Origin of the sequence: Hydrogenophaga palleronii, from assembly GCF_031457455.1 — a bacterium.
Lineage (GTDB): Bacteria > Pseudomonadota > Gammaproteobacteria > Burkholderiales > Burkholderiaceae_C > Hydrogenophaga > Hydrogenophaga palleronii_A.
In genome coordinates, this window is the sequence record NZ_JAVDWU010000018.1 from 56955 (window position 1) to 79583 (window position 22629).

The window sequence follows — 22629 nt, forward strand, 5'->3', positions numbered from 1 at the left end:
GGTTGCGCATGGGAATACGATCCATTATCATTAGCACGTGTTTCCCATTCGTGAGCCCCGTTCACCATGATCGTTTGCGTTTGCCATCGCGTCAGTGACCAGACCATCGCCCGTGCGGCGCGCTCTGGCATGGGCTTTGACGACATCCAGCTGGAACTGGGCGTGGCCACGCAATGCGGCAAATGCGAGTCGTGTGCACGCGCCGTCTGGTCGGAGTGCTGCCGCAGCCATGCCCTGGCGCATCTGCAGCTTGAAACTTCCGGTACGCCTGCCCCGATCATCCCGCTGCAGCTGGCTGCGGCCTGATCGGCCTGTCGGGTCGACCTCTTCTTCCCTTTCTCTTCGCCTTGAAAGCCCTGGGCGTGCTCACGCCTGGTCGGCGCCGTCTGCGCTTGTCTGCGCCAAGGCTGTTGACAGGCGATGGACAGCAAAACCGTCGAAAATGCCCTGCGGACCGCTGCGCGTTACGCACTATTACGGACTGGGGTTTTCCCGGCCACAGATCTAGAATGCGCAATTCGCTTCCACATTGCAATAAAACGGACCGTCAGGAGACAAGCCATGAGCACCCCCAGCGACCAGGACAACAAGCGCGCCGAACTGCGCCGTGCCGCCCTCGAGTACCACGAGTTTCCGACGCCCGGCAAGGTGGCCATTGCTGCCACCAAGCAGCTCACGAATCAGCGCGACCTGGCCCTGGCCTATTCGCCCGGTGTGGCAGCTCCTTGCGAAGAAATCGTGGCCGACCCGGTCAACGCCTTCAAGTACACCAGCCGCGGCAACCTGGTGGGCGTCATCACCAACGGAACCGCCGTGCTGGGCCTGGGTGACATCGGCCCGCTGGCCGCCAAGCCGGTGATGGAAGGCAAGGGCGTTCTGTTCAAGAAGTTCGCCGGTGTCGATGTGTTCGATATCGAGATCGACGAAAAGAACCCGGCCCGACTGGTCGAAGTGATCGCCGCCCTGGAGCCGACTTTCGGCGCCATCAACCTCGAGGACATCAAGGCACCGGACTGTTTCTACGTCGAGCGCGAACTGCGCAAGCGCATGAAGATCCCGGTGTTCCACGACGACCAGCACGGCACGGCCATCACGGTGGCGGCGGCGATGCTCAACGGCCTGAAGGTCGCTGGCAAGGACATCGGCCAGGTCAAGCTCGTCACCTCGGGTGCAGGCGCAGCGGCGCTGGCCTGTCTGAACCTGCTGCTCAAAGTGGGCCTGAAGCGCGAGAATGTGTTCGTGACCGACCTGGCCGGCGTGGTCTATGAGGGGCGCGAAGAGCTCATGGACGACGACAAGCGCCAGTACATGCAGAAGACTCAACTGCGCAAGCTGGCCGAGGTGATGGAGGGTGCCGATGTGTTCCTCGGCCTTTCGGCCGGCGGCGTGCTCAAGCCGGGGATGGTGGCGTCGATGGCACCCAGACCGGTGATCTTCGCGCTGGCCAACCCCAACCCCGAGATCGCACCGGAAGACGCGCACGCGGTGCGTGACGACGTCATCATGGCCACGGGGCGCACGGACTACCCCAACCAGGTCAACAACGTCCTGTGTTTCCCCTACATCTTCCGCGGCGCGCTCGACTGCGGCGCGACCACCATCACCGACGAAATGGAGATCGCTGCGGTGCACGCGATCGCCGAGCTGGCGCAGGCCGAACAGAGTGAAGTGGTGGCGGCCGCCTATGCCGGTGAAAAGCTCGCTTTCGGCCCCGAGTACCTGATTCCCAAGCCGTTCGACCCGCGGCTGATGATGAAGATTGCCCCGGCCGTGGCACAAGCCGCCGCCGACAGCGGCGTGGCCCTGAGACCCATCGCCGACATGGACGCCTACCGGGAACGGCTGCAGAGTTTCGTGTTCGCCTCGGGCACGATCATGAAGCCGATCTTTGCGGCGGCCAAGACCGCTCAGCACAAGCGCGTGGCCTATGCGGAAGGCGAAGAAGAGCGTGTGCTGCGCGCCTGCCAGATCGTGGTCGACGAAGGCCTGGCCCGGCCCACGCTCATCGGCCGCCCGGCCATCATCGCGCAACGCATCGAGAAGTTCGGGCTGCGCCTGCGCGAAGAGCTGGACTACGACATCGTCAACGTTGAACAGGACGCGCGCTACCGCGATTTCTGGCAGACCTACCACCGCATGACCGAGCGCAAGGGTGTGACCCAGCAGCTCGCCAAGATCGAGATGCGCCGCCGCCTCACGCTCATCGGTGCCATGCTGCTGCACAAGGGCGAGGTCGACGGCATGATCTGCGGCACCTGGGGCTCCACGCACAACCACCTGGAATACATCGACCAAGTCATCGGCAAACGCGCGGGTGGCAGCCCCAGCACCGCCCAGGACGTGCGCATCTATGCCTGCATGAACGGCCTCATGCTGCCCGGGCGCCAGGTGTTCCTGGTGGACACCCACGTCAACTACGACCCCACGCCCGAACAGCTGTGCGAGATCACGGTGATGGCGGCTGAAGAAATGCTGCGCTTCGGATTGCAACCCAAGGTGGCCCTGCTGTCACATTCGAACTTCGGTTCGTCCAGCCAGCCCACGGCCATGAAGATGCGCCGGACCCTGGAGCTGCTGCGTGAACAGGCGCCCTGGCTGGAGGCCGACGGAGAAATGCACGGAGATGTGGCACTGGATCCGGTCGCCCGCGCGGTCATGATGCCCAACTCGACCCTCAAAGGCCCTGCCAACCTGCTGGTGCTGCCCAACATCGACGCGGCCAATATTGCCTACAACCTGCTCAAGACCGCAGCCGGCGGCAACATCGCTGTGGGCCCTGTTCTGCTGGGCGCAGACAAGCCGGTGCACATTCTCACGGCGAGTGCCACTGTGCGGCGCATTGTCAACATGACAGCCCTCACCGTGGCTGAGGCAAACACCGAACGGTAATCCTCTGCAAAAAAGCGAGCGCTAACTTTTTTCGACTTGCCAAGGCATGACAATTGCCTGTTATTTCAGCAATCGCTTGCAATTTTGTGGCGCTTAAGGCACACTAGCGCACTTGAATTTCAGGGTTAACCCGCCCCACTGGCGCCACGGCAACTCGGAGTTTTGCTTTGGTGTCGAGGGCGGGTTGGTTGTATCAGGAGCAAGGGTTTCATGGGTCTGAGTCAGATCCGGGCGGTGAAAAAAGGGCCTTGGCTGGTGAAATCACTGGCAGCGGTTCTGGTAATGACGGCCGCGGCAAGCACCATGTTGGTGCAATCCCGGTCTCCCGCAGAGGTGATCCAGCCCGCAGTGATCGGCGCCAACGCGCTTCCCGTACAGGGCAAGGCAGTGATAGAGCAGATCCGGCTGGGTGGGCCATTCCGGTACGAGAAAGACGGCGCCGTGTTCGGCAATCGCGAGCGCTTGCTGCCAGGACAGAAACGAGGTTATTACCGTGAGTACACCGTACCCACACCCGGCCTGAATCACCGGGGTGCCAGGCGGATTGTGTGCGGTGGGCAGAAACCTCGGACACCTGATGACTGTTATTACACCGAAGACCACTACGCCAGCTTCAGGCTGATCGTGCAGTGATCCAGGGTGAGTGAAGTGAATCGTTTATCAACTTTGACTGTAGAAAGAGACGCGGAGATGGACACGCCACTTCGTAATGTACGTACCAACATCGTTCAGTCGATTCGCGCCTATGGCGTGAAGGACCTGCAAGGTGCTGCTGAACAGCTGGGACATCATTTCCTGTATGCCAACCTCGCCAAGGCGCAGAGCAAGCAGGACGTGCTGGAGTTGATCGCAGCCCAATACACCTTGCCTTCCCATTTCGGCAAGAACTTCGACGCACTCTACGACTGCATGACGGACATGGTGCACAAGTCGGGTCCACAAACCGGCTTCATCGTCGTGCTGGAACACATTCCTGCACACGCCAAGTTCGACAAGGAAGCCCGCGAGCAGTTGCTCGACATCTTCCGCGACACAGCCGACTACTGGAGTGACCGCAAGATCCCCTTCCGCTGCTTCTATTCGTTCTCGGTGGCCCGTGCCCCCAAGGGCGAAGAACCCATCGAAGTGGAGAGCGAAGACCCCATGCCGACCGACAAATTGCTTGATGTGAGCCCCATGGCGTTGCGCATGAGCAGCCCGTTCAATGCGGGGTACTGGCTGGCCGCAGCCTAAGAATTGGACGCCCCCCGCGCCGCGCCTGCGGCGCGTCACCCCCCACTGGGGGGCGGCACCTTGGACCGGCAGAGCCTGATCCTTGTTGCCACTGGATGAGCCGCGACACTTGTCGCGGCTTTTTCATGCCTGCGTCACTTCGGGTGGGTGGCTTTCGCAAGGGCCACGTATTCGTGCACTGGCACTTCTTCGGCCCTGCGTTGCAGGTCGAACTCACCTTCAAAGCCTTGTTCGTCGAGCCATTTGCCCAGGGTGTTGCGCAGAATCTTGCGGCGCTGGCTGAAGGCGGTCTGTACCAGGTCGTGGTAGGTCTTGAAATTGATCGTCGGGGGCTGTGCCAGCGGCACCATGCGCACGATGGCGCTGTCCACGCGGGGCGGGGGGTCGAAGCTCTCTGGCGGCACGAACAGCACGTTGTGCATGTTGTAGCGCCACTGCAGCATGACCGACAGGCGACCGTAATCCGGGGTCGCGGGACTCGCCACCATGCGATCGATCACTTCCTTCTGCAGCATGAAGTGCTGGTCCTGCACGACATTCACATGGTCCAGCAGATGAAACAGGATGGGCGTTGAAATGTTGTAGGGCAGGTTGCCGACGACCCTGACCTTTTTCGCCACAACGCCGTCGGCGCACAAGCGGGCAGCCAATGCGGTGAAATCCACCTTCAGCACATCGGACTCCACCACATCGAGCTGGCCATGGGCGCGCAGGCGCACCGCCAGATCGCGGTCGAGTTCAATCACCGTGAGACGGCCCAAGCGTTCAACCAGCGGCTGAGTGAGCGCCGCCAGGCCGGGACCGACTTCCACCATGGCGTCGCCAGGTTGAGGTGCAATCGCCTCAACGATGGCATCGATCACGGCGACGTCGGTCAGGAAATGCTGACCGAAGCGCTTGCGGGCGATGTGTTTCATGCCGACAGCGCTTCTTCGGCCCAGGTGAACCGGTTCACAGCTGCGGGGGTTCCCGGTTTTCAATGTACGCGCGGTTGCGCACTTCGCGGGCCATGGCATCCAGCGCCGCGCCAGCCTTGCGCTCGCGCAGCAGGGCGCGCACTTGTTCGCGTTGGTCGCGCTGGCTCACCGCCGCCTCGCGCCGCTCCTCGACGCGAATCAGGTGCACACCAAAACGCGAGACCACCGGCGCCGACACTTCACCGGGACGCAGTTTGTTCATCGGCTCTTCAAATTCGGGCACGAATTGGCCAGCCGATGTCCAGCCAAGGTCACCGCCGCCACTGGCGGAGCCGTCCTGGCTGTGTTCACGGGCCAGCTGCTCAAAACTGGCCTGCCCGCTGGCAATTTGCTGGCGGAACTGGTTCAAGCGCTCGATAGCCGCCGCTTCCGTGAGCTGTGGACCTGCGCGAAGCAGGATGTGACGCGCCCGGGTCTGCACCACGCTGGCCTCGGGCAGGCCCGCCTGTCGCTTCTCCAATACCTTGAGCACATGAAAGCCGGCTTCGCTTCGCAACGGACCCGCAATATCACCCACCTTCAGGGCCTGGGTGGAAGCCACGAACAATTCCGGCAACCGACTGGCCTGTCGCAGACCCAGCACGCCGCCATTCGCCCGCTCGGCGGCGTTCGAGAATTCGGCTGCCAGAGCGGCAAAATCGCCGCCTGCACGAGCGCGTTGCGCCACTTCTTCGGCTCGCGCCTTTTGCGCTTGAACCTGCTGCTCAGTGGCGCCCTCCGGCACCAGCAACAGCACGTGTCCCAGATTCAACAGAAGATTGGCTGGATCGCCAGATCGCTGCTGCGCGCGCAAGTAATCGTCAATGTCGGTCTCGGATACCTGAACCCGTGCCTCCAGTTCACGATCCTGCAACCGTTGCAAGAGGATCTGATTGCGCAGGTCGTTTCGAAAGCGGTTGAGATCCACGCCCTCAGCGGCCACACGGCGCCGGAATTCCTCCAGCCCCAACTGGTTCTGCGCAGCGACAGACTGCTCCGCGCGCAACAGCGTCGCCTCGTCCACCCGGATGCCCGTTTGGGTGGCGTGCTGTAAAAGGGCCCGCTCCGTCAGGAGCTGTTCCAGCACTTGCTGTGCCAACTGCTCGCGGGGGGGCACGGCAACACCCTGCTGAGCCATCTGTTGCTCGACACGCTGCATGCGCTGTCGCACTTCGTTATTGGTAACGGGTTCGGAATTAACCAGCGCCACAATGAAGTCGGCCGTGACCGGGACATTGGGCGCAGCGCGAAGCAGGCTGGGCTGGTTGGGCAGGCGCAACGCCTGGGCACTGGCATCGGCACTCCAGAGCAGGGGCGCACACAAACACCAGACCGCTGCTAGGCGAGAGAGTTGCGGACGGCGTTCAGTCATAGTTCTGGAAGCGGCTGGGTGGATCGATTTCTTCACGCAGGTATTTGTAGCGAGGCACCTGCTCCTGCAGGGTTTGGAGGGAACTGGCACCGATCCTGGAAAAACCGGTGAACTCAAGCTGGAACAGGATACGCTGATTGGAAGTCGAGCGGCTCAACTGCAATCGCTCCAGCACCACCCGACCCAGCCAGCAGCCTGCGTCGTACTCGAAACCAGCGACCAGATCAACCACCTTCTTGTCGGGCACGCTGTAGTTGATGCGGCCTACGCTGTACCACTGGCCGGGGCCAAGGGCACGGCCCGGCACGGGTTCACGATCAGGAGAGCCGAGCGAGGACAACGGCCACTGCCAGCCCAAGTCGACCTGTTCGCTGGAACCCTTGGTTTGGCGGTAGGCGACGCTCAGCGTCTTGAAGGGACCCGGGTTGTATCGCCCACCCAGGGTGGTCCGGACCGCATCGCGGCTCTTGGGGTTGTACTGCACGTTGAGATCGGTGGACCAGCTTGGATGCCACTGGATGCGCGCACCAAAAAGCATGTCGCTGATGCGTTCGGTCACGGGCTCGCGGCCGGGCAGAGTCACGTTCTCATCTTCCAGCATGTAGCGCTGAGCAACCCCCAGACGCACGATTTCTGCACCCTTGTCGGGGTCGATCAGGCGGGTGTTCACACCCAAGGTGATGGCACGCGTGTCGGTGATGCGGTCATTACCGCCGAGGGTGTTCTCCGTGAACAACGAGGAGAGATTGAAGTTGCGCGCGGCGGTGTCGTACACCGGCAGGTCGCTCTGGTCGCGGTACGGCGTCCAGGTGAAGAAGGCGCGGGGTTCGAGCGTCTGGATGAAACTGCGGCCAAAAAAGCTGGCGGGTCGTTCAAATATCAGTCCGTTGTCAAGGCTGAAGGTCGGCAGTACGCGGTTGGCGCTGGTGCGTCCGCCAATTTCGGAATCGAACTGGTAGCTGGTGGCATGCAGTCGGGCCTTGGGCTGAATGTACCAACCCGGGGTCTGCCAACGGCGGGTGATTTCTGCTACCGCAAGCGCGCGGTCGCCACTGGACTTGATTTCCTCGGCCGTGGCACGGGCGCGGATCGAGCGCTGGAACCGAGTGAAGTTTGACTGGATGGACCAGTCCCAGCCCGAGAGTCCGGCGATCGTCTCGTTGCTCTTCTTGTAGGCCAGTCCAACCGAAGGGAGTCGGTCGTAGGGCGGTGTGAATGTCGCATCGATGTCTTGCAACGCCTGCCAGGTGTAGGCGCCTGCGCTGGCCGACCATGGCCCCCTGGACCACCCCAGGGAAAGATCGTTGGGCAAGAGACGCGACAGGAGCGACGTGCCCGTGCGCGGGAAGTCTCGCCAGTAGTTGCTGTCGCTCACCCGGTTCAGGTTGGCGCGAAACGACACCGGGCCGCTGATGCCCAAGGGCTCCATGAGCAATTGCTGCGCATGCCGGACCGAATAGGCCCAGCGGTCGTCGTCCCGCAAGCGGTCAGAGGGCATGTAGGCGGCTCGGACCTGCCCGGCGTAGGTCGGCTGCAGGTAACGGAACTCGCCTGCCAGATCCACGCCGCGTTTGCTCATCACGGTCGGGTACAGCGTGGCGTCGTAGTTGGGGGCCAGGTTGAGGTAGTAGGGCGTGGTGACCTGCACACCGCTCTGGGTGTCGGTGCCCAATGAGGGCGGCAAGGCACCGGACTTTCGCTTGTCGCTCAGCGGGAAGCTCAGGTAGGGCGCCGCGAGAAACGGCACACCTTTGAATTCCAGCACGGCACCGGTGGCCGTGCCCACTTCTTCCACGTTGTCGAGTTCGATCTTGCTGGCGCGCACCAGCCAGTCCGGCGCCCAGCTCAGGCCCGGCGTTCGCGGACAGGTGGAGTAACGCGCCTCGTGGGCGAGCAGCTTGTCGTCGGCCAGGAAGTCCACCCGCTTGGCGTCACCAAAACCGTCGGTGCGCGGCAAGGAAAACGAAGGCCGGTCGAAATAGCCCTCTTTGGTCTGGGTGTTGATCTGCAATTCGGGACCTTCGAAGCGATCACCGTTGCGGTTGATCAGCACGTTGCCCGTGGCCTTGGCGTCGCTGGTTCGCTGGTCGAATTCGAGCTTGTCGGCCCGAATCACCGTGTCGTGTCGGCGCAACTCCGCGCTGCCTTCGATCACGGTGACGCCATCGGTCTTGCCTTCGAGCTGATCACCGGAGACGAAGGTAGGCGTCTGCTCCTTTGCCTCAGGCGGCAGGTTTTCCTGTAACAGCGGGCTGGTCTGCAATCGCACCGCACTGGAACCATTCCCGGGTTCGTCGTTCGACTGCGCCACAGCCGCCGGAACGTAGGCTCCGCCCAACGCCAGAACCGCCAACACCCCTTGCAGGCTGCGTGCCAGCTGTGTGAGCTCGAATATGGCCCCCACGCTCCACCGCAAGGATGGTTGGCCCCCACGCTCCACCGCTACGCGGGTCGCTGCCCCCCGAAGGGGCTGATCCGGCTTGGGGCGGCCCGGCGCCGGATCTTGTTGCCCTCGAGTTGGGGTTTGCACCTCCACGCTCCGCCGCTTCGGGGGTTGTTGCCCCCCGAGGGGCCCGGCAACAAAAAGTGCGCTGATCAACGCCTTGATCGCAGGGGAGCGGTGCTTGTCTGTGTTGGCGGGTTTCAAGGCGGTCTGTGGCAAATGGCGGCCGGCGAACACAGGACGGTGACGGCTCGGTTGCGTGGCATCGGCAGACCTGGGTGCGGCATCGCACCACAGAAGCTGCCGGACGTCGGGTTTGTAAAATCGAACAGATTATCCTATGTCCCACCTCTTTCGCACCATGGCCCGCGCCATGCCTTCAACGCCTTGATCCCGATGCCCTCAGCGAAAGATGCCATGCCCCCTACCGAAGCCGTGTCCTGGTCCGATGCCCAGCGCAAATCCCGCTTCGATCACTGGCTGGCGGCACTGCCTGCCGAACTTGGCCTGCTGCCCGGCACATTGCGCCCGGCGTCGGCCGATGCGAGCTTTCGAAGGTACTTGCGCATCGACAGCAGCGCTGGTACGAGTTGCATCGTCATGGACGCACCGCCCGAGCACGAGAACTGCCGACCCTTCGTACAGGTGGCGCAACTCATGCGGGACGCCGGCCTGCTGGTGCCAGACATCCTGGCCTGGGATGAGCCTCAAGGCTTCATGTTGCTGAGCGATCTGGGGCATCAGACGCTGCTGGACGTGATCGATCCGGCGGATCCACAAGCCCACCATGCCCAGTACATGGCGGCACTGGACAGCCTGCTGGCCTGGCAGCTCGCCAGCCGACCCGGCGTGCTGCCGCCCTACGACGAGGCTCTGCTGCGGCGGGAACTGCAATTGTTCCCCGACTGGTATCTGCAGAAACACAAGTCGTTCGAGCTGGGGGCGGACCAGGCGCAGACTTTGCACAAGGCCTTTGACAGCATCGTCAAGCGCAACCTGGCTGCTCCCTCGGTCTACGTACACCGCGACTTCATGCCACGGAATCTGATGATCCCCAAGGGGATTGTTCACCCCCACGCTCCACCGCTGCGCGGGTCGCTGCCCCCCGAGGGGGCTGATTCGCCTTGGGGCGGCCCGGCGGCGAATCGCTCCGGTCCGGCGCAGCAACTCGGCGTACTGGACTTTCAGGACGCCGTGTACGGCCCCATCACCTACGACGTGGCCAGCCTGATGCGCGATGCCTTCCTCACCTGGGAAGAAGACTTCGTGATCGATGTGACCGTGCGCTACTGGGAGAAGGCCCGCAAGGCCGGGCTGATGGATTTCGAGGACTGGCACAGCGACTTTGGGGCGTTCTACCGCGCCGTCGAGTGGATGGGCTTGCAGCGGCATCTGAAAGTGGCCGGCATTTTTGCCCGGCTGACGCTGCGCGACGGCAAGCCCAAGTACCTCGCCGACGCACCCCGGTTCATCCACTACATCCGCAACACCACCCACCGGTACCGCGAACTCGGCCCGTTTCTCAAGCTGATCGACCAGGTCGAAGGGCTGGAGGCAGCGTCAGGCTTCGCTTTCGGGCGCCTCTGAGCGCGCCGCACAAGTCTCAGGCCATGCCTCGTTTCCATTGTCCTGTTGCGCTGCAGGCCGGCCAGCATCTGAGCCTGCCGGCGAATGCGGCGCGTCATGTGCAGGTGTTGAGGATGCAGCCGGGCCAGTCCATCACCTTGTTCAATGGCGAGGGCGGCGAGTGGGACGCCACCATCACCCGGATAGGGCGCAGCGAGGTGGAAGCACTGATCGGCGCACACCATGCGACCGATCGCGAACCGATGAGGGCGGTGCACCTGGCCGTGGGCATGCCAGCCAACGACCGCATGGACTGGCTGGTTGAAAAGGCCACCGAGCTGGGCGTGGCCAGTGTGCAGCCGCTGCACACGGCTCACGGCGTGCTGCGCCTGAGCGGCGAGCGGGCCGCCAAGAAGCAGGCGCATTGGCAGTCGGTGGCCGTGGCGGCTTGCGAGCAGTGTGGTGGCAATCGCGTGCCATGGATCCACCCGGTCCGCGACCTGGCCGAATGGTTGCCCGCCCCCGGGTCAGAGCAAGACCGCCTGGCAGGCAGGGTGAGATGCGTGTTGTCGCTCGCGCCTGGTGCAGGAACCCTTTCCGGCGCGCTGAGTGTCGAAGCACCCGCAACGTCGGTCACTTTCCTCAGCGGCCCGGAGGGGGGGCTCAATGCCAGTGAAGACGCCCTGGCTCGCAGCAACGGCTTTCTTCCGGTCTCGCTGGGCCAGCGCGTGCTGCGCGCTGAAACAGCGTCGCTGGTCGCCCTCGTCATGGCACTCTCATAGGCGACAGCGGCATCGGCACGACCGCCATCCGGAAGGGCAAACCCTGCCACGATCATTGAGGTGTGGCATCCAGGACCCATTCACGGTCGCAGGGCTTCACCTCAGGCGATAATGCCCGGCTTGGAAATTGCTATTCACCGTGCACACGGCCCATTCCTCCGAAATGGCGGGCTTGTGATGGGGTGCAAGCGCGCGCCATGGCGCCTGGGGAAGAGGTGTCTGGCGAAACAACGGGGTTGACCCGTTGAACGACCTCGGTGGTCGACTTGTCATGCGTCGCACAAGACTCGAAGAAGTCGAGCGTCCATGACCCGGCACTGACGCAAAAGAATACTCACAAACAGACCATGAACATTCCGTCCGTCGACTATGTCGAGCTGGTCAGCCGATTTGCCATCAACCTCGTGTCCATGGTGGTGCTGAACTTCGCCATCTACTACGCCAGGTACAAGCACAAGGAAACCGCCATATCGGCCGCCTTGTTCAACATCTTCACCTTTGCCGTCCTGTCGGTGCTGTCGATCCTGGAGTTCAGCCTGGCCGCCGGGTTTGGCCTGTTTGCCATCCTGGCCCTGTTCACCCTGCGGTCAGAGCCCATCAGCAAGTCGGACATCGCCTACTTCTTCGGCAGCATTTCGATCGCGGTCGTCTGCGCCATCAAGGGCACCAGCATGCTGTTCGTCATGCTGATGATCCTGTTGATGCTGGTGGCGGTCTACATCATTGATCACCCGGAAATCCTGAAGTCGGTCAATCAGGCGACGGTGCGCTTTGATGCCATTCCGGAAGGCTTCATGTCGGAACCCAGTGTGCTCAAGAGCGCGTTGTCCCAGCGCCTGGGCGTGGAGGTGCTTTCGTACCGCATCCTGAGCGTGTGCTACGTCACCGAAGTGATCCAGGTGGAAGTCGACTACCGTTTTCAGTGATGGTCCTGTCGCCGATCTTCGAGCGCTTTCCCCGCATCGGGCTTGACGAGTTGAACGTCAAGGCCGAGCTGCTGACACGCCGGGACAACAAATACCTGCTCAACGCCAGCCAGTTGGCCGATGTGCTGCTGTCGCTGGAGGCACATTGTGAATTGCTTGAAATCGATGGGCGGCACCGGTTCAGGTACGAGAGCATTTACCTGGACACGGAGGACCACCACTGTTTCCGTGACCACAACCAGAACCGCCGCCACCGGCTCAAGCTGCGCTTCCGGCACTATGCGGACACCCGCCTGGCCTACTTCGAAGTCAAGGTCAAGGACCGGAACAACCAGACCCGGAAATACCGCCAGCGGGTCGATCACGGCGTTTTCAGCGGCGCGGCACTGACGCCAGAACTCATGACGTTTCTGGGCAGCAAGCTGCAGAATCACCCGCACCAACTGGCCAAAACCCTTTACGGGCCGACCATTCAGGTCGACTACGAGCGCATCACACTGGTATCACGGCAAGATGCCATTCGCGTCACGCTGGACAACCGCCTGCGCTTCTCACAAGGCAGCGGCGTGTTTCACACGGGCGAAGACCTCTGGGTGATGGAAGTCAAGTCCGAAAAGGGCCGCTCATGGATCGACCGGCTGTTGGTGCACCAGCGCATTCGCCCCGTTCCGCGCTGCTCGAAGTACTGCGTCGGCCTGTCACTGGTCAACGAAACCGCGCGCATCAGCCGCTTCACCTCCACCGCCAATCTCATCCGGCGAATGACCTGACGGCCGACGCACGGGACCAGACGCCTGCCCAGCGTAGGTGTCTGCTTCGTGCTCCCCCGTTGGCCGCGCCATCCTGAACCATGACCGCTCGATTCCTCGTCCTCGCCCTGTTTGTGCTGTTGGGCGCGTGCACAGACCGTGAACAACAGCCTCCGGTCGCTGCTACCAATACCGGCTCACAGAATAAAAAATCCTCGCGCGTGGAGCTCTCACACGCGCCCGGGTTTCACGACCAGCCCATTGCCGTTCGGATGTCGCACCCCGACCCGGACGCGACGATCTACTACACGCTTGACGGCTCCGATCCCGATCCGGCGAACACCGCAGGCAGCAGCTACCGCTACAAGAATCTTTATTCCTACCGACTGGGCGATCCGTTCGGCTCCTTCCTTGAACACCGCTATCAGACGCATCGGTATCACCAGCCGATCCAGGTGGCAGACCGGTCTTCCGAGCCCGATCGTTATTCACGCATCAATACCACGGTGTTGAGTGGCCTGCCACGGTACTTCCCGGCAGAGATCCCGTTGAGCAACACCAAACAACAGGTCAATGGATGGATTGCGGGCCTCAACAAGGCCATTGCCCGCTTCAACGGCTGGTGGACAGACGTGACAGGCGGTGCCTCTGCCTGGGTTGCGCCTGTTCCGCTCTTTCAACCGCCAGAACCCCGTCACTTGCTCAAAGGCACGGTGATCCGTGCTGCGGCGTTCAAGAATGGAGAAGCACTTGGCGAAGCCACCACGGCCAGCTATTTCGTCATGCCAAGGAGCACCTTCCAACTGCCGGTGGTGTCGCTTGTCGCGCCGGAAGAACGGTTGTTCGGGTACGAGAACGGCATTCTCGTGGCCGGGCAGACGCACGACCGCTTTCGGCAGGAAACAGGACAGCAACGGGCCACGGGCAGTGCGCCGGCCAACTGGATGCACCGCGGCAAAGCCACAGAAATACCGGCACATTTGCAGTACTTCTCGCACAAGCTCGATCCGACGCGACCCTCGGTAGACCAGGGCGTTGGCATTCGGGTCCATGGTGGCGTGAACCGGGCCGCACCCAGCAAGGCCCTCCGGATCTATGCCCGCAAGGAATACGGGAAGTCCACCCTCAAACACGCGTTCTTTGGCGAAGAGCAGAAGTACAAGCGACTGCTCCTCCGCAATTCGGGGAACGACTTCTATCACACCTTCATGCGCGACGCAGCCATCCAGCAGATCATGGCTGGCCTGCGATTCGACACCCAGGCCTATCAACCCAGCGTGGTCTTCGTCAACGGCGAGTACTGGGGTCTTCTCAATCTGCGCGAGTACTACGACAAGCACTACCTGGCCAGAGTCCACCAGGTGGACGAAGACCACCTGGACATCATGGACCTGGACAAGGCCGACGAAGGCGATGACACACACTGGAACGAGTTGATGGCCTTCATCGCATCGCACCCGTTGGAAGATGCCCGCCACTACGCACATGTGGCAGGGCGGATCGATATCGACAACCTCATCGACTACCTCATCGCCAACATCTTCGCGGTGAACTACGACTGGCCGCACAACAACATGCGTTATTGGCGGCTGCGGGCCGACGAACCGACGGGCAGCGCGCCTTCAACACCCTCTGCGTCTTCCGTTCACGACGGGCGTTGGCGCTGGTTGATGTTCGATACCGACGCCGGCTTCCGGGATTTTCGGCCTGACGCGCTGCGCCGCCTGGTCACGCAGAGTGGGAAACACGAAACGCGGACCCATCTGCTGTTTCGCAGCCTGCTTAAAAACAGGCAATTCAAAGAAGCCTTCATTGTCCGGTTCAGCGATCTGCTGAACACCTCGTTCAAGACTGAACACGTGGCGTCTGTCATTGATCGCGTGCGCGCCGGTATCGAGGGTGAAATGCCGCGCCATATCGAACGCTGGACATTCCCCGAGAGCCTGGAGGTCTGGCACCAAGGCGTGGACCATCTGCAGACTTTTGCGAGCGAGCGCCCACCCTTGCAGCGCCAGCAGTTGGCCCGCTTCTTCAAGCTTCAGGGCGAATACCGACTGACACTGAAAGTATCCGACACAGCACATGGGACGGTCAGGGTGAACAGCACCACCATCGACACGGGTACGCCAGGCGTTTCCGGTGCGGCCTACCCGTGGTCAGGAACGTATTTCAAGCAGGTGCCCTTGCAGCTTGAAGCTCAAGCCGCCCCCTGCTTCAGTTTCAGTCATTGGGACGGCGACTCACAAATGGAGCCCCGCATTACCCTTCAACCCGAAGCCGACCTGACCTTGACCGCCGTCTTCCGACGATCCTGCACAGACGACTGAACATGAGCCCGATCCGTTCTGAGGTGGTGCGAGCAGACACGTCCAGAAAGACGCCATCCACCGCCGCACCCCTGCCGGTCAGTGTCGGCTGAAGAAATCCCAGATCACATCGTTGGCAACGATAGCACTTGAGCCCGGCTGGCCGCCGCGCACCTTGCGCCCACCCGGCCAGGCGTGACCGCCAGTCTCCGTCACGCAGAGTTTGACCTCGCTGCCGTCGCGGCAGGGCGCATGGGTTTCACAGTAGGCGCCGGGCACTTCCAGCACACGCCGGGGCGGGGCTTCGCAGCCGTTGAGGCGGACCCATTTCGCCACCGTGTCAGGCACCGAGATGAAGTCCGCGTGCGTGGCAGAGGCGCTGCCCGAGCCGCCGTTGAACAGCACGCGGTCGTCGTCCAGCGCGTGGATGTGCAGCACCGGGACCGCGCGCGAAGCCGCACAGGCGGGCAAGCCGTCGGTGCCGGCCACGGCCGCGATGGCCGCGAAGGTGTCGGCCATCTCGCAGGCCAGCCGGTACGAAAACATGCCGCCGTTGCTCATGCCCTGTGCGTAGATCCGGCGGGGGTCGATGTCGATGCGCTTTTGCAGGTCGGCCACCACCGCGCGCACAAATCCCACGTCGTCCACATTGCGGTCGCGCGCCTGGCCGCAGCACAGGCCGGCGTTCCAGGTGGCCAGATTGCCCGAACGCAGGCGGCTGAAGCCGTTGGGAAACGCCACCACATAGCCGGCTTTCTCCGCGTGCGAGATCAGGCCATAGAAGCGGTCATTGGCCTGGATCTCCATGTTGCCGCCGCCACCGTGGAACGACAGCACCAGGGGCATTGGCCGGCCCGGCCGATAGCGCGCGGGCACATGCACCAGGTATTCACGTGACAGGCCGCCGTGCTGCAGGCTGAAGCGATGCTCGCCGGGCTCGGTGATCGCCCCAGCTGAAGATTGCGCTCGAGCGCCGACGGGCCAAGCGGCGATGCTCAGCACCCCCAGCAGCAGAACAAGTGCGCACACGGCGTGATCCAGTGGTTCGAATCGCATGCCATCCCTTTCTTGGTGGTTGCCGCTGCGAATTATGGACAAGCCAGATCGGACCCGGCAGCGTCGCTGTATAAACGACGACTTATGAACAAAAATCTCTGGTTGCTGGCCACCGCACAAGGCCTGTTTTTGACCAACAACGTCGTGTTCATCGCCATCAACGGCCTGGTCGGCCTGTCGCTGGCACCGCTGGGCTGGATGGCCACGCTGCCCGTGATGGGCTATGTGGTGGGTGGGGCGTTGTCCACGCCACTGGTGGCGCGCACGCAGAGTGCGTTCGGCCGCAAGGCCTCGTTCCAGATCGGTTTGCTGGTGGCGCTGGTGTCGGCCCTGCTGTGTTTCTGGGCGGCATTCGCGTCCAATTTCTGGATGCTGGTGGCGGCCACCGTGATCGCGGGCTACTACAGTGCCAACGGTCAGCTTTACCGCTTTGCAGCGGCGGAACTCAGCGCCCCGGCGTTTCGCGAAAAAGCCGTTTCGCTGGTGCTGGCCGGTGGTCTGGTGGGCGCGGTGCTGGGGCCCAACCTGGCGAGTCGCACGCGCACGCTGTTTGAAGTGCCTTTCGCGGGCGCCTACCTGGCGCTGGCTGTGGTGGCCCTGGTGTCAATGGTGGTGATGTCATTCATGCGGTTTCCGCCCGTGCCACCCAAGGTTCCTGGCGCCGACAAGGGTCGCCCCCTGTCGCAGATCATGAAACAGCCGGTTTTCATCGTGGCCACCGCGGGTGCCGCGCTGGGCTACGGCGTGATGAACCTGCTGATGGCGGCCACGCCGCTGGCGATGCAGGTGTGCGGTTTTGCCTTTGACGACGCAGCGCTGGTGCTGGAGTGGCATGTGATCGGCATGTTCGCACCGGGCTTCTTCACCGGCCACCTGATCAAGCGCTTCGGCACGCTCACCATCATGGGGGTGGGTGTGGTGCTCAACATCGCCTGCATTGCCATCGCACTCTCGGGCGTGGATCTGCACCAGTTCCTGATTGCGCTGTTCCTGCTGGGTGTGGGCTGGAACTTCCTGTTCACTGGCAGCACCACACTGTCGCTTCAAGCCTACAGACCTGAGGAAAAAGACCGCGCACAGGCCGCCATCAACTTTTTTGTTTTTGCCACCATGGCCCTGACTTCCTTTGCGTCAGGTGCACTGGTCACCACCCAGGGTTGGCAGTGGCTGAACATCGGTTCGCTGGTGCCTGTGGCCCTGACCGGCGTGGCCCTGGTGTGGCTTGCGTGGCTGCGTCGCCAAGCCCACAATGCAGCCTGACCCGCAGGTGATCGGCTCGCGGGCTTCCGCACACACCACAAAGGGAGAACGCACATGGGACTGTTGGATGCATTGATTGGCGCGGCCGGAAACGCCGCAGGAGCGCCCAGCGGTGCCGCCAGAGCCGACAGTGCGGGCGGTGGACTGGATCCACAGATGCTCATGGGCATCGTGATGACCCTGGTGAACCAGGCAGGTGGGTTACAGGGTTTGCTGGCCAAGCTGCAGGCCGGCGGCCTGGGCGAGGCGTCTAGGTCGTGGGTAGGCACCGGCGCCAATGAGTCGGTGGCGCCCGATCAGCTGGGCAGTGCGCTGGGCCCGGACCTGATGGCGATGATCGCCAGGCAGATGGGCGGCAACACGCAGCAGGCCTCCAGCACCATGGCCGATCTGCTGCCCGATCTAATTGACCGCCTGACACCGCAGGGACAGCTGCCTGCCGACAATGGCCTTGGCGGCCTGGGTGCGCTGCTGGGTGGTGGCGGTGGCAACGGTCCCGGAGCGGCCGATCTGGTCGGCATGCTCGGTGGTTTGATGGGCAAGCGCTGAGAGCAGGCCAGCCCGGACGAGCGGGCTGGCCTTCAAGCCGCGGCGGGCGCCTGCTGGTCCAGCCATTCCTGGAGCGCCGCGTAGACCGGTGAAGGATCGGCTTCGTTGAAGATCTCGTGGTACAGCTCAGGAAAGCACTTGCTGGTCACGTGACTGGCAGGCGCTGCAGAAGCAAAGCTGCGGCTGCCGGCGGGTGCAACCAGCTTGTCGTCGCCAGCGTACATCAGCAGGGTAGGCACCTTCCACCTGGGTGCAGCGGCGAGCACCTTCGGACCATTGCCATCAATGAACAAGGCCAGCCTGGCGGTGATGCGATCGTGCACCAGACGGTCCTTCTTGTAGGCTTCCACCGTCGCGGCACTGTGTGAGATCTTGCTGGCGTCGAGTCCGTTCGACAGGGCCAGGTTGGGCGCAAAGCGGTACAGCAGACCAATGACCTTGAGCATCAGGGCACCGATGCCAGTGGCCAGCGCGGGGGAGGACAGCACGAGCCCGTCGACAGGTGCCATGGCACGCTGCACAAAGGTCGAGGCCACCAACCCACCCATGCTGTGGCCCATCAGGATCAGCGGGCATGACCAGGGCTCGGCAATGTGGCGGCGCGTGTCGTCCAGCACCTCGGCCAGGTCGTCCAGCAGGGCGTCGTCGTACGGGAGCGCGCCACGCCCGCCGCCAGATTCACCATGGCCGCGCTGGTCGTAGGAACGCACCAGAAACCCCCAGTCGTTGAGCCGGTTGGCCACCGCGTCATAGCGCCAGGCGTGCTCACCCAGACCATGAACAATCAGCACCACCGCACGCGGGCGCCGACGCATGGACAGCGGCCAGTCGTAGATGGCCAGGTTCAGGCCGTCGCGCAGGGTGAAGGGGGCCTGGGTGGTGTCACTCATGGGGTCATTCATTCAGCATTGCAACGCGCGCGGGAGCCTAAGCCAGCGGACACCGCCGGGCCGGCTTCGCCGGACGGCTGGTGTCGCCCCCTTGAGGGGGTCGCGCGGAGCGCGGCGGGGGTGTTTCATAAGTACTAGGGCATGCGTGCGATCACTTGAGCCACCGAAGCGGTCAGACGCCGCGCGTAGTCCAGGTGAAGGAATTCGTTGGGGCCGTGCGCATTGCTCTTGGGCCCCAGCACGCCGCACACCATCATCTGCGCGGTGGGGAAGCCCTTGCTGAGCATGTTCATCAGCGGGATGGTGCCGCCCTGGCCGATGGTGCCGCAGCCCGCACCGAAGTGGGCCTGCGAGGCGTCCTGCAGCGCCTGCTCGAACCATGGTGTGGTCGCGGGTGCGTTCCAGCCGCTGGCGGCACCTTCGCCCTCGAACGTGACCCGGGCCTGGTAGGGCGCATTGTCTTCAAGCAGTGCCTTGAGTTCCTGCACCGCCTGCGGTGCATCCACCAGCGGCGGCAAGCGCAGGCTCAGCTTGAACGCGGTGTAGGGTCGCAACACATTGCCGGCGTTCAGCAGCGTGGGGAACCCTTCAGCGCCAGTGACCGACAGGGTCGGTCGCCAGGTGCGGTTGAGCAGTGCATCCACCGGGTCGGTGGTGGTGGGCAGGGCAAACATGGTGCTGCCACCGCAGTCGTGGTGCGCCCAGGGGAAACGTTTGTAGATCTCTTCGCCCAGAATCGCCGCCGTGGCGCGTGCCTGCTCAATGCGTTCGGCCGGCACCTCGCAGTGGAAGCTGGCCGGGAGCAGGCGGCCGGTGGCACTGTCCTCCAGCCGATCGAGCACCTGGCGCATGATGCGAAAGCTCGACGGCACCAGACCGGAAGCGTCGCCCGAGTGGATGCCTTCGGTGAGCACTTCGACCTTGAGCACGCCGCTGGCCATGCCGCGCAGGCTGGTGGTGAGCCAGAGCTGGTCGTAGTTGCCGGCACCGCTGTCGAGGCAGATCACCAGACCCACATCGCCCAGGCGAGGGCGCAGGGCGTCCACATACGGCAGCAGGTCGCCAGAGCCGCTTTCTTCGCACGTTTCGATCAGGCCGACGATGCGCGGATGCGCCGTGCCCTGGGCCTTGAGTGCCTGCACGGCGGCGATGCTGGCGTACACCGCGTAGCCGTCGTCGGCACCCCCACGTCCGTAAAGCTTGCCGTCGTCGATCTTGGGTGTCCAGGGCCCCAGGTCGCTGCGCCAGCCGGTGAATTCGGGTTGTTTGTCCAGGTGACCGTACATCAGCACGGTCTGGCCGGAAGCTGGCGCAGGCGTGCCGTCCTTGCCGGCACTCGCGGGCAACTCGAAGAACAGCACCGGGGTGCGCGGCCGGCCGTGCGCATCGTTCAGACGGATCACCTCCAGCTTGAGCCCATCCACCTTCTGTGCCGCCACCCAATCGGCGGCGGATTGCAGCACGCGCTCCAGCAGGCCATGCGACGCCCAGTCCGGATCAAAAGCCGGCGACTTGGCCGGCACCTCGATGTAGCGCTGCAACTCAGGAATGATGGTGCCGGACCAGGCGGCGTCCACGTGGGATTGCAGGGCCTGGGGGTCCAGCGGGAGGTTCGGTAGGCGGGCGTTCATAGCGTGTGTCCCTTGGCATGGGGCGCGGTGCACGCCCGGTGCAAGAGAGTATAGGCAGGAGGGCCTTCAACTGCACGCCAATGGCGTCACCCCAAAGACCAGGCAGAGGAAATGAGCCACTGCACAGCCGGACACTTCCGGCGCGATGTGCATCCATCCAGGGGCGACAAGGGTCCGGCTCCGCCGGCCCAAGGCGCCGTCCCCCTCCAAGCGCCCGTAGGGTGCGCCAGAGAGGGGGGAAGCCGCGTCAGCGGCGCAGGGGGGTGCCCCGATCAGCTCAAGCGGAAGGTCGCCACCACTTCGGTGAGCTTCCTGGCCTGTTCTTTCAGGCTTTCGGCTGCGGCCGCACTTTCTTCGACCAATGCCGCGTTCTGCTGGGTCATCTGGTCGAGGTGACCCACGGCCGTGTTGACCTGGCCAATGCCTTCGGACTGCTCGTTGGCAGCGGTGGTGATGTCGCTGATGAACACCGACACCTTGTCGGCATTGGCCACGATCTCGCCGATGGTGCTGCCGGCCTCGGCCACCAGTCTTGAGCCTGCATCGACCTTGTCCACGCTGCTGGCAATGAGCACCTTGATTTCCTTGGCGGCCTCGGCACTGCGCTGCGCCAAGTTGCGCACCTCAGCCGCCACCACCGCAAAGCCCCGGCCTTGCTCACCGGCACGCGCGGCTTCCACCGCCGCGTTCAGCGCCAGAATGTTGGTCTGGAAGGCAATGCCATCGATCACGCCGATGATGTCGCCGATCTTCTTGCTGCTGTGGTTGATCTCGTCCATCGTGGACACGACCTGGCCCACCACCTTGCCGCCACGTGCGGCCACTTCGGCATTGGCCACGGCCATCTGGCTGGCCTGCCGCGCGGCGTCGGCACTCTGGCGCACCGTGCTGTTGATCTGCTCGATGCTGCTGGCGGTCTGCTGCAGGCTGCTGGCGGCCTGCTCGGTACGGGAAGACAGGTCCTGGTTGCCCGACGCGATTTCTGCACTGGCGGTGCCGATGCTGTCCGTGGTGGCTCGCACCTCTCCCACAATGCGCGCCAGTGAAGACTGCATGCCACCCAGCGCATTCATCAGCGCAGTGAGTTCGTCCTTGCCCTGGGCAGTGACCCGCTGGGTCAGGTCGCCCTTTGTGATGCCTTCTGCCAGGCGCTGGGCCTGGTCCAGCGGCTGGCAAATGCTTTGCATGTTCGCCAGTGTGGTGGGCACCACCACCAGCGCGGCCAGCGCCACGGCCACACCGAACCACAGGATGGTGCGGTCGCTGGTCGAAGCCAGATCGGTCTGTACCGCCGCCGCTTCGGTCGTGATGATGGACTCGACCTGCTGAACCAGCTTGAGGATGGCAGCATAGCGCTCGTGTGCGCGGGCCAGCATCCGATTGGCCACTGTGGCGGAATCGTAGGCTCCACTCTGAATCTGAGCCACCACCGGCTGCACCGCCGCGACATAGTCCTTGAGTTGTTGCTGCACGTCCTGCAACACGGCGTTGTCTTCGTCCGCTTTGCCCTGGAGCATGCTCGCCAGTTGCTCATTGGCCTGCTTCACTGCCTTTTCCCAGCGCATGTTGGACAGAGAGAGCTGCTCAGGCGATTCGTAGTGGATCACCATGTCCTTCTCGTAACGGCTCATGTCACCCAGCGCCACGCGCAGCTTCGACAAGGCCACCGTTTCCTGGAACGCGTGGTCAACGAACTCGTTGCCCAGATGCGCCATGCGCTGCATGCCCCACAGGCCAGCACCTCCGACGATGAACAACAAGGTCAGCACGACGCCAATGGCACCCAGCATGCGTTGTCGGATGGAAAAAACGCGCATCATTGATTGCAGTCCCACATTGTTCTCCCGAAAGGTTAATGACTTGAAAGTGTCTTGAAGGCGTCAACGGCTGTTCGCCTGCGCGCCCGCCTCGAATCTGAAGATCTGGATCACCTGAGCCAGGCGCTGAGCCTGATCCTTGAGGCTCTCGGCTGCGGCCGCGCTCTCTTCGACCAACGCCGCGTTCTGCTGCGTCATCTGGTC

The 22629-nt window shown here is 63.2% G+C and carries 17 protein-coding genes and 1 pseudogene; 11 read left to right on the forward strand and 7 right to left on the reverse strand.

The window, feature by feature from the left end; translation table 11 throughout:
- Window positions 1–66 precede the first annotated feature (66 nt).
- From J2W49_RS25545 to J2W49_RS25560, 4 genes and pseudogenes are all read left to right on the forward strand, one after another.
- Complete coding sequence (locus J2W49_RS25545) at window positions 67–306, forward strand: (2Fe-2S)-binding protein (RefSeq protein WP_310322694.1); 240 nt, start codon at window positions 67–69, stop codon at window positions 304–306.
- Between the two features lie 255 nt (window positions 307–561).
- On the forward strand, window positions 562–2889 hold the full coding sequence (locus J2W49_RS25550; protein WP_310322696.1) for an NADP-dependent malic enzyme: 2328 nt from the start codon (window positions 562–564) through the stop codon (window positions 2887–2889).
- Window positions 2890–3099: 210 nt separating this feature from the next.
- On the forward strand, window positions 3100–3522 hold the full coding sequence (locus tag J2W49_RS25555) for a guanyl-specific ribonuclease (RefSeq protein WP_310322698.1): 423 nt from the start codon (window positions 3100–3102) through the stop codon (window positions 3520–3522).
- A gap of 57 nt (window positions 3523–3579) precedes the next feature.
- Window positions 3580–3975, forward strand: a pseudogene (locus J2W49_RS25560) (barstar family protein); the annotation flags it as partial.
- A gap of 281 nt (window positions 3976–4256) precedes the next feature.
- Here J2W49_RS25560 and rsmA read toward each other — a convergent pair.
- Genes rsmA through J2W49_RS25575 form a run of 3 tightly spaced genes read right to left on the reverse strand, consistent with a single transcriptional unit; the run spans window position 4257 to window position 8854 of the window.
- Window positions 4257–5039, reverse strand: a complete 783-nt coding sequence (rsmA, locus tag J2W49_RS25565) for a 16S rRNA (adenine(1518)-N(6)/adenine(1519)-N(6))-dimethyltransferase RsmA (RefSeq protein ID WP_310322700.1) — start codon at window positions 5037–5039, stop codon at window positions 4257–4259.
- A gap of 34 nt (window positions 5040–5073) precedes the next feature.
- A complete protein-coding gene (locus tag J2W49_RS25570; protein WP_310322704.1) occupies window positions 5074–6450 on the reverse strand; it encodes a peptidylprolyl isomerase in 1377 nt (458 codons plus the stop codon).
- On the reverse strand, window positions 6443–8854 hold the full coding sequence (locus J2W49_RS25575) for an LPS-assembly protein LptD (protein WP_310322706.1): 2412 nt from the start codon (window positions 8852–8854) through the stop codon (window positions 6443–6445). The genes J2W49_RS25570 and J2W49_RS25575 overlap by 8 nt, the downstream gene beginning before the upstream one ends.
- A 456-nt stretch (window positions 8855–9310) precedes the next feature.
- On the opposite strand from J2W49_RS25575, the gene J2W49_RS25580 reads away from it, so the two are divergent.
- The 5 genes from J2W49_RS25580 (at window position 9311) to J2W49_RS25600 (ending at window position 15243) form a co-directional block, all read left to right on the forward strand.
- Window positions 9311–10480, forward strand: a complete 1170-nt coding sequence (locus J2W49_RS25580) for an aminoglycoside phosphotransferase family protein (RefSeq protein ID WP_310322709.1) — start codon at window positions 9311–9313, stop codon at window positions 10478–10480.
- Window positions 10481–10503: 23 nt separating this feature from the next.
- The gene (locus J2W49_RS25585; RefSeq protein WP_310322710.1) at window positions 10504–11241 is read left to right on the forward strand and encodes a 16S rRNA (uracil(1498)-N(3))-methyltransferase; all 738 of its coding nucleotides are present in this window, start codon (window positions 10504–10506) and stop codon (window positions 11239–11241) included.
- A gap of 347 nt (window positions 11242–11588) precedes the next feature.
- Window positions 11589–12167 (forward strand): DUF4956 domain-containing protein, encoded by a 579-nt coding sequence (locus J2W49_RS25590; protein ID WP_310322713.1) that lies wholly within the window; start codon window positions 11589–11591, stop codon window positions 12165–12167.
- On the forward strand, window positions 12167–12937 hold the full coding sequence (locus J2W49_RS25595; protein ID WP_310322716.1) for a polyphosphate polymerase domain-containing protein: 771 nt from the start codon (window positions 12167–12169) through the stop codon (window positions 12935–12937). Before J2W49_RS25590 ends, J2W49_RS25595 begins: the two co-directional genes overlap by 1 nt.
- Before the next feature lie 200 nt (window positions 12938–13137).
- The gene (locus tag J2W49_RS25600; RefSeq protein ID WP_310322718.1) at window positions 13138–15243 is read left to right on the forward strand and encodes a CotH kinase family protein; all 2106 of its coding nucleotides are present in this window, start codon (window positions 13138–13140) and stop codon (window positions 15241–15243) included.
- 78 nt (window positions 15244–15321) lie between these two features.
- Here J2W49_RS25600 and J2W49_RS25605 read toward each other — a convergent pair whose 3' ends face one another.
- Window positions 15322–16278, reverse strand: a complete 957-nt coding sequence (locus J2W49_RS25605; RefSeq protein ID WP_310322720.1) for an extracellular catalytic domain type 1 short-chain-length polyhydroxyalkanoate depolymerase — start codon at window positions 16276–16278, stop codon at window positions 15322–15324.
- Between the two features lie 84 nt (window positions 16279–16362).
- On the opposite strand from J2W49_RS25605, the gene J2W49_RS25610 reads away from it, so the two are divergent.
- The gene (locus J2W49_RS25610) at window positions 16363–17538 is read left to right on the forward strand and encodes an MFS transporter (protein WP_310322723.1); all 1176 of its coding nucleotides are present in this window, start codon (window positions 16363–16365) and stop codon (window positions 17536–17538) included.
- 54 nt (window positions 17539–17592) lie between these two features.
- Entirely contained in the window at window positions 17593–18087 is a 495-nt protein-coding gene (locus J2W49_RS25615; protein ID WP_310322725.1) for a YidB family protein, read from the forward strand.
- Window positions 18088–18119: 32 nt separating this feature from the next.
- Here the strand turns inward: J2W49_RS25615 and J2W49_RS25620 are convergent, their stop codons facing one another.
- The 3 genes from J2W49_RS25620 to J2W49_RS25630 form a co-directional block, all read right to left on the reverse strand.
- On the reverse strand, window positions 18120–18977 hold the full coding sequence (locus tag J2W49_RS25620; RefSeq protein WP_310322728.1) for an alpha/beta hydrolase: 858 nt from the start codon (window positions 18975–18977) through the stop codon (window positions 18120–18122).
- A gap of 134 nt (window positions 18978–19111) precedes the next feature.
- Window positions 19112–20608 (reverse strand): M20 family metallopeptidase, encoded by a 1497-nt coding sequence (locus J2W49_RS25625; protein WP_310322730.1) that lies wholly within the window; start codon window positions 20606–20608, stop codon window positions 19112–19114.
- A 272-nt stretch (window positions 20609–20880) separates the two neighbouring features.
- A complete protein-coding gene (locus tag J2W49_RS25630) occupies window positions 20881–22443 on the reverse strand; it encodes a methyl-accepting chemotaxis protein (protein ID WP_310322732.1) in 1563 nt (520 codons plus the stop codon).
- Window positions 22444–22629: the final 186 nt, after the last annotated feature.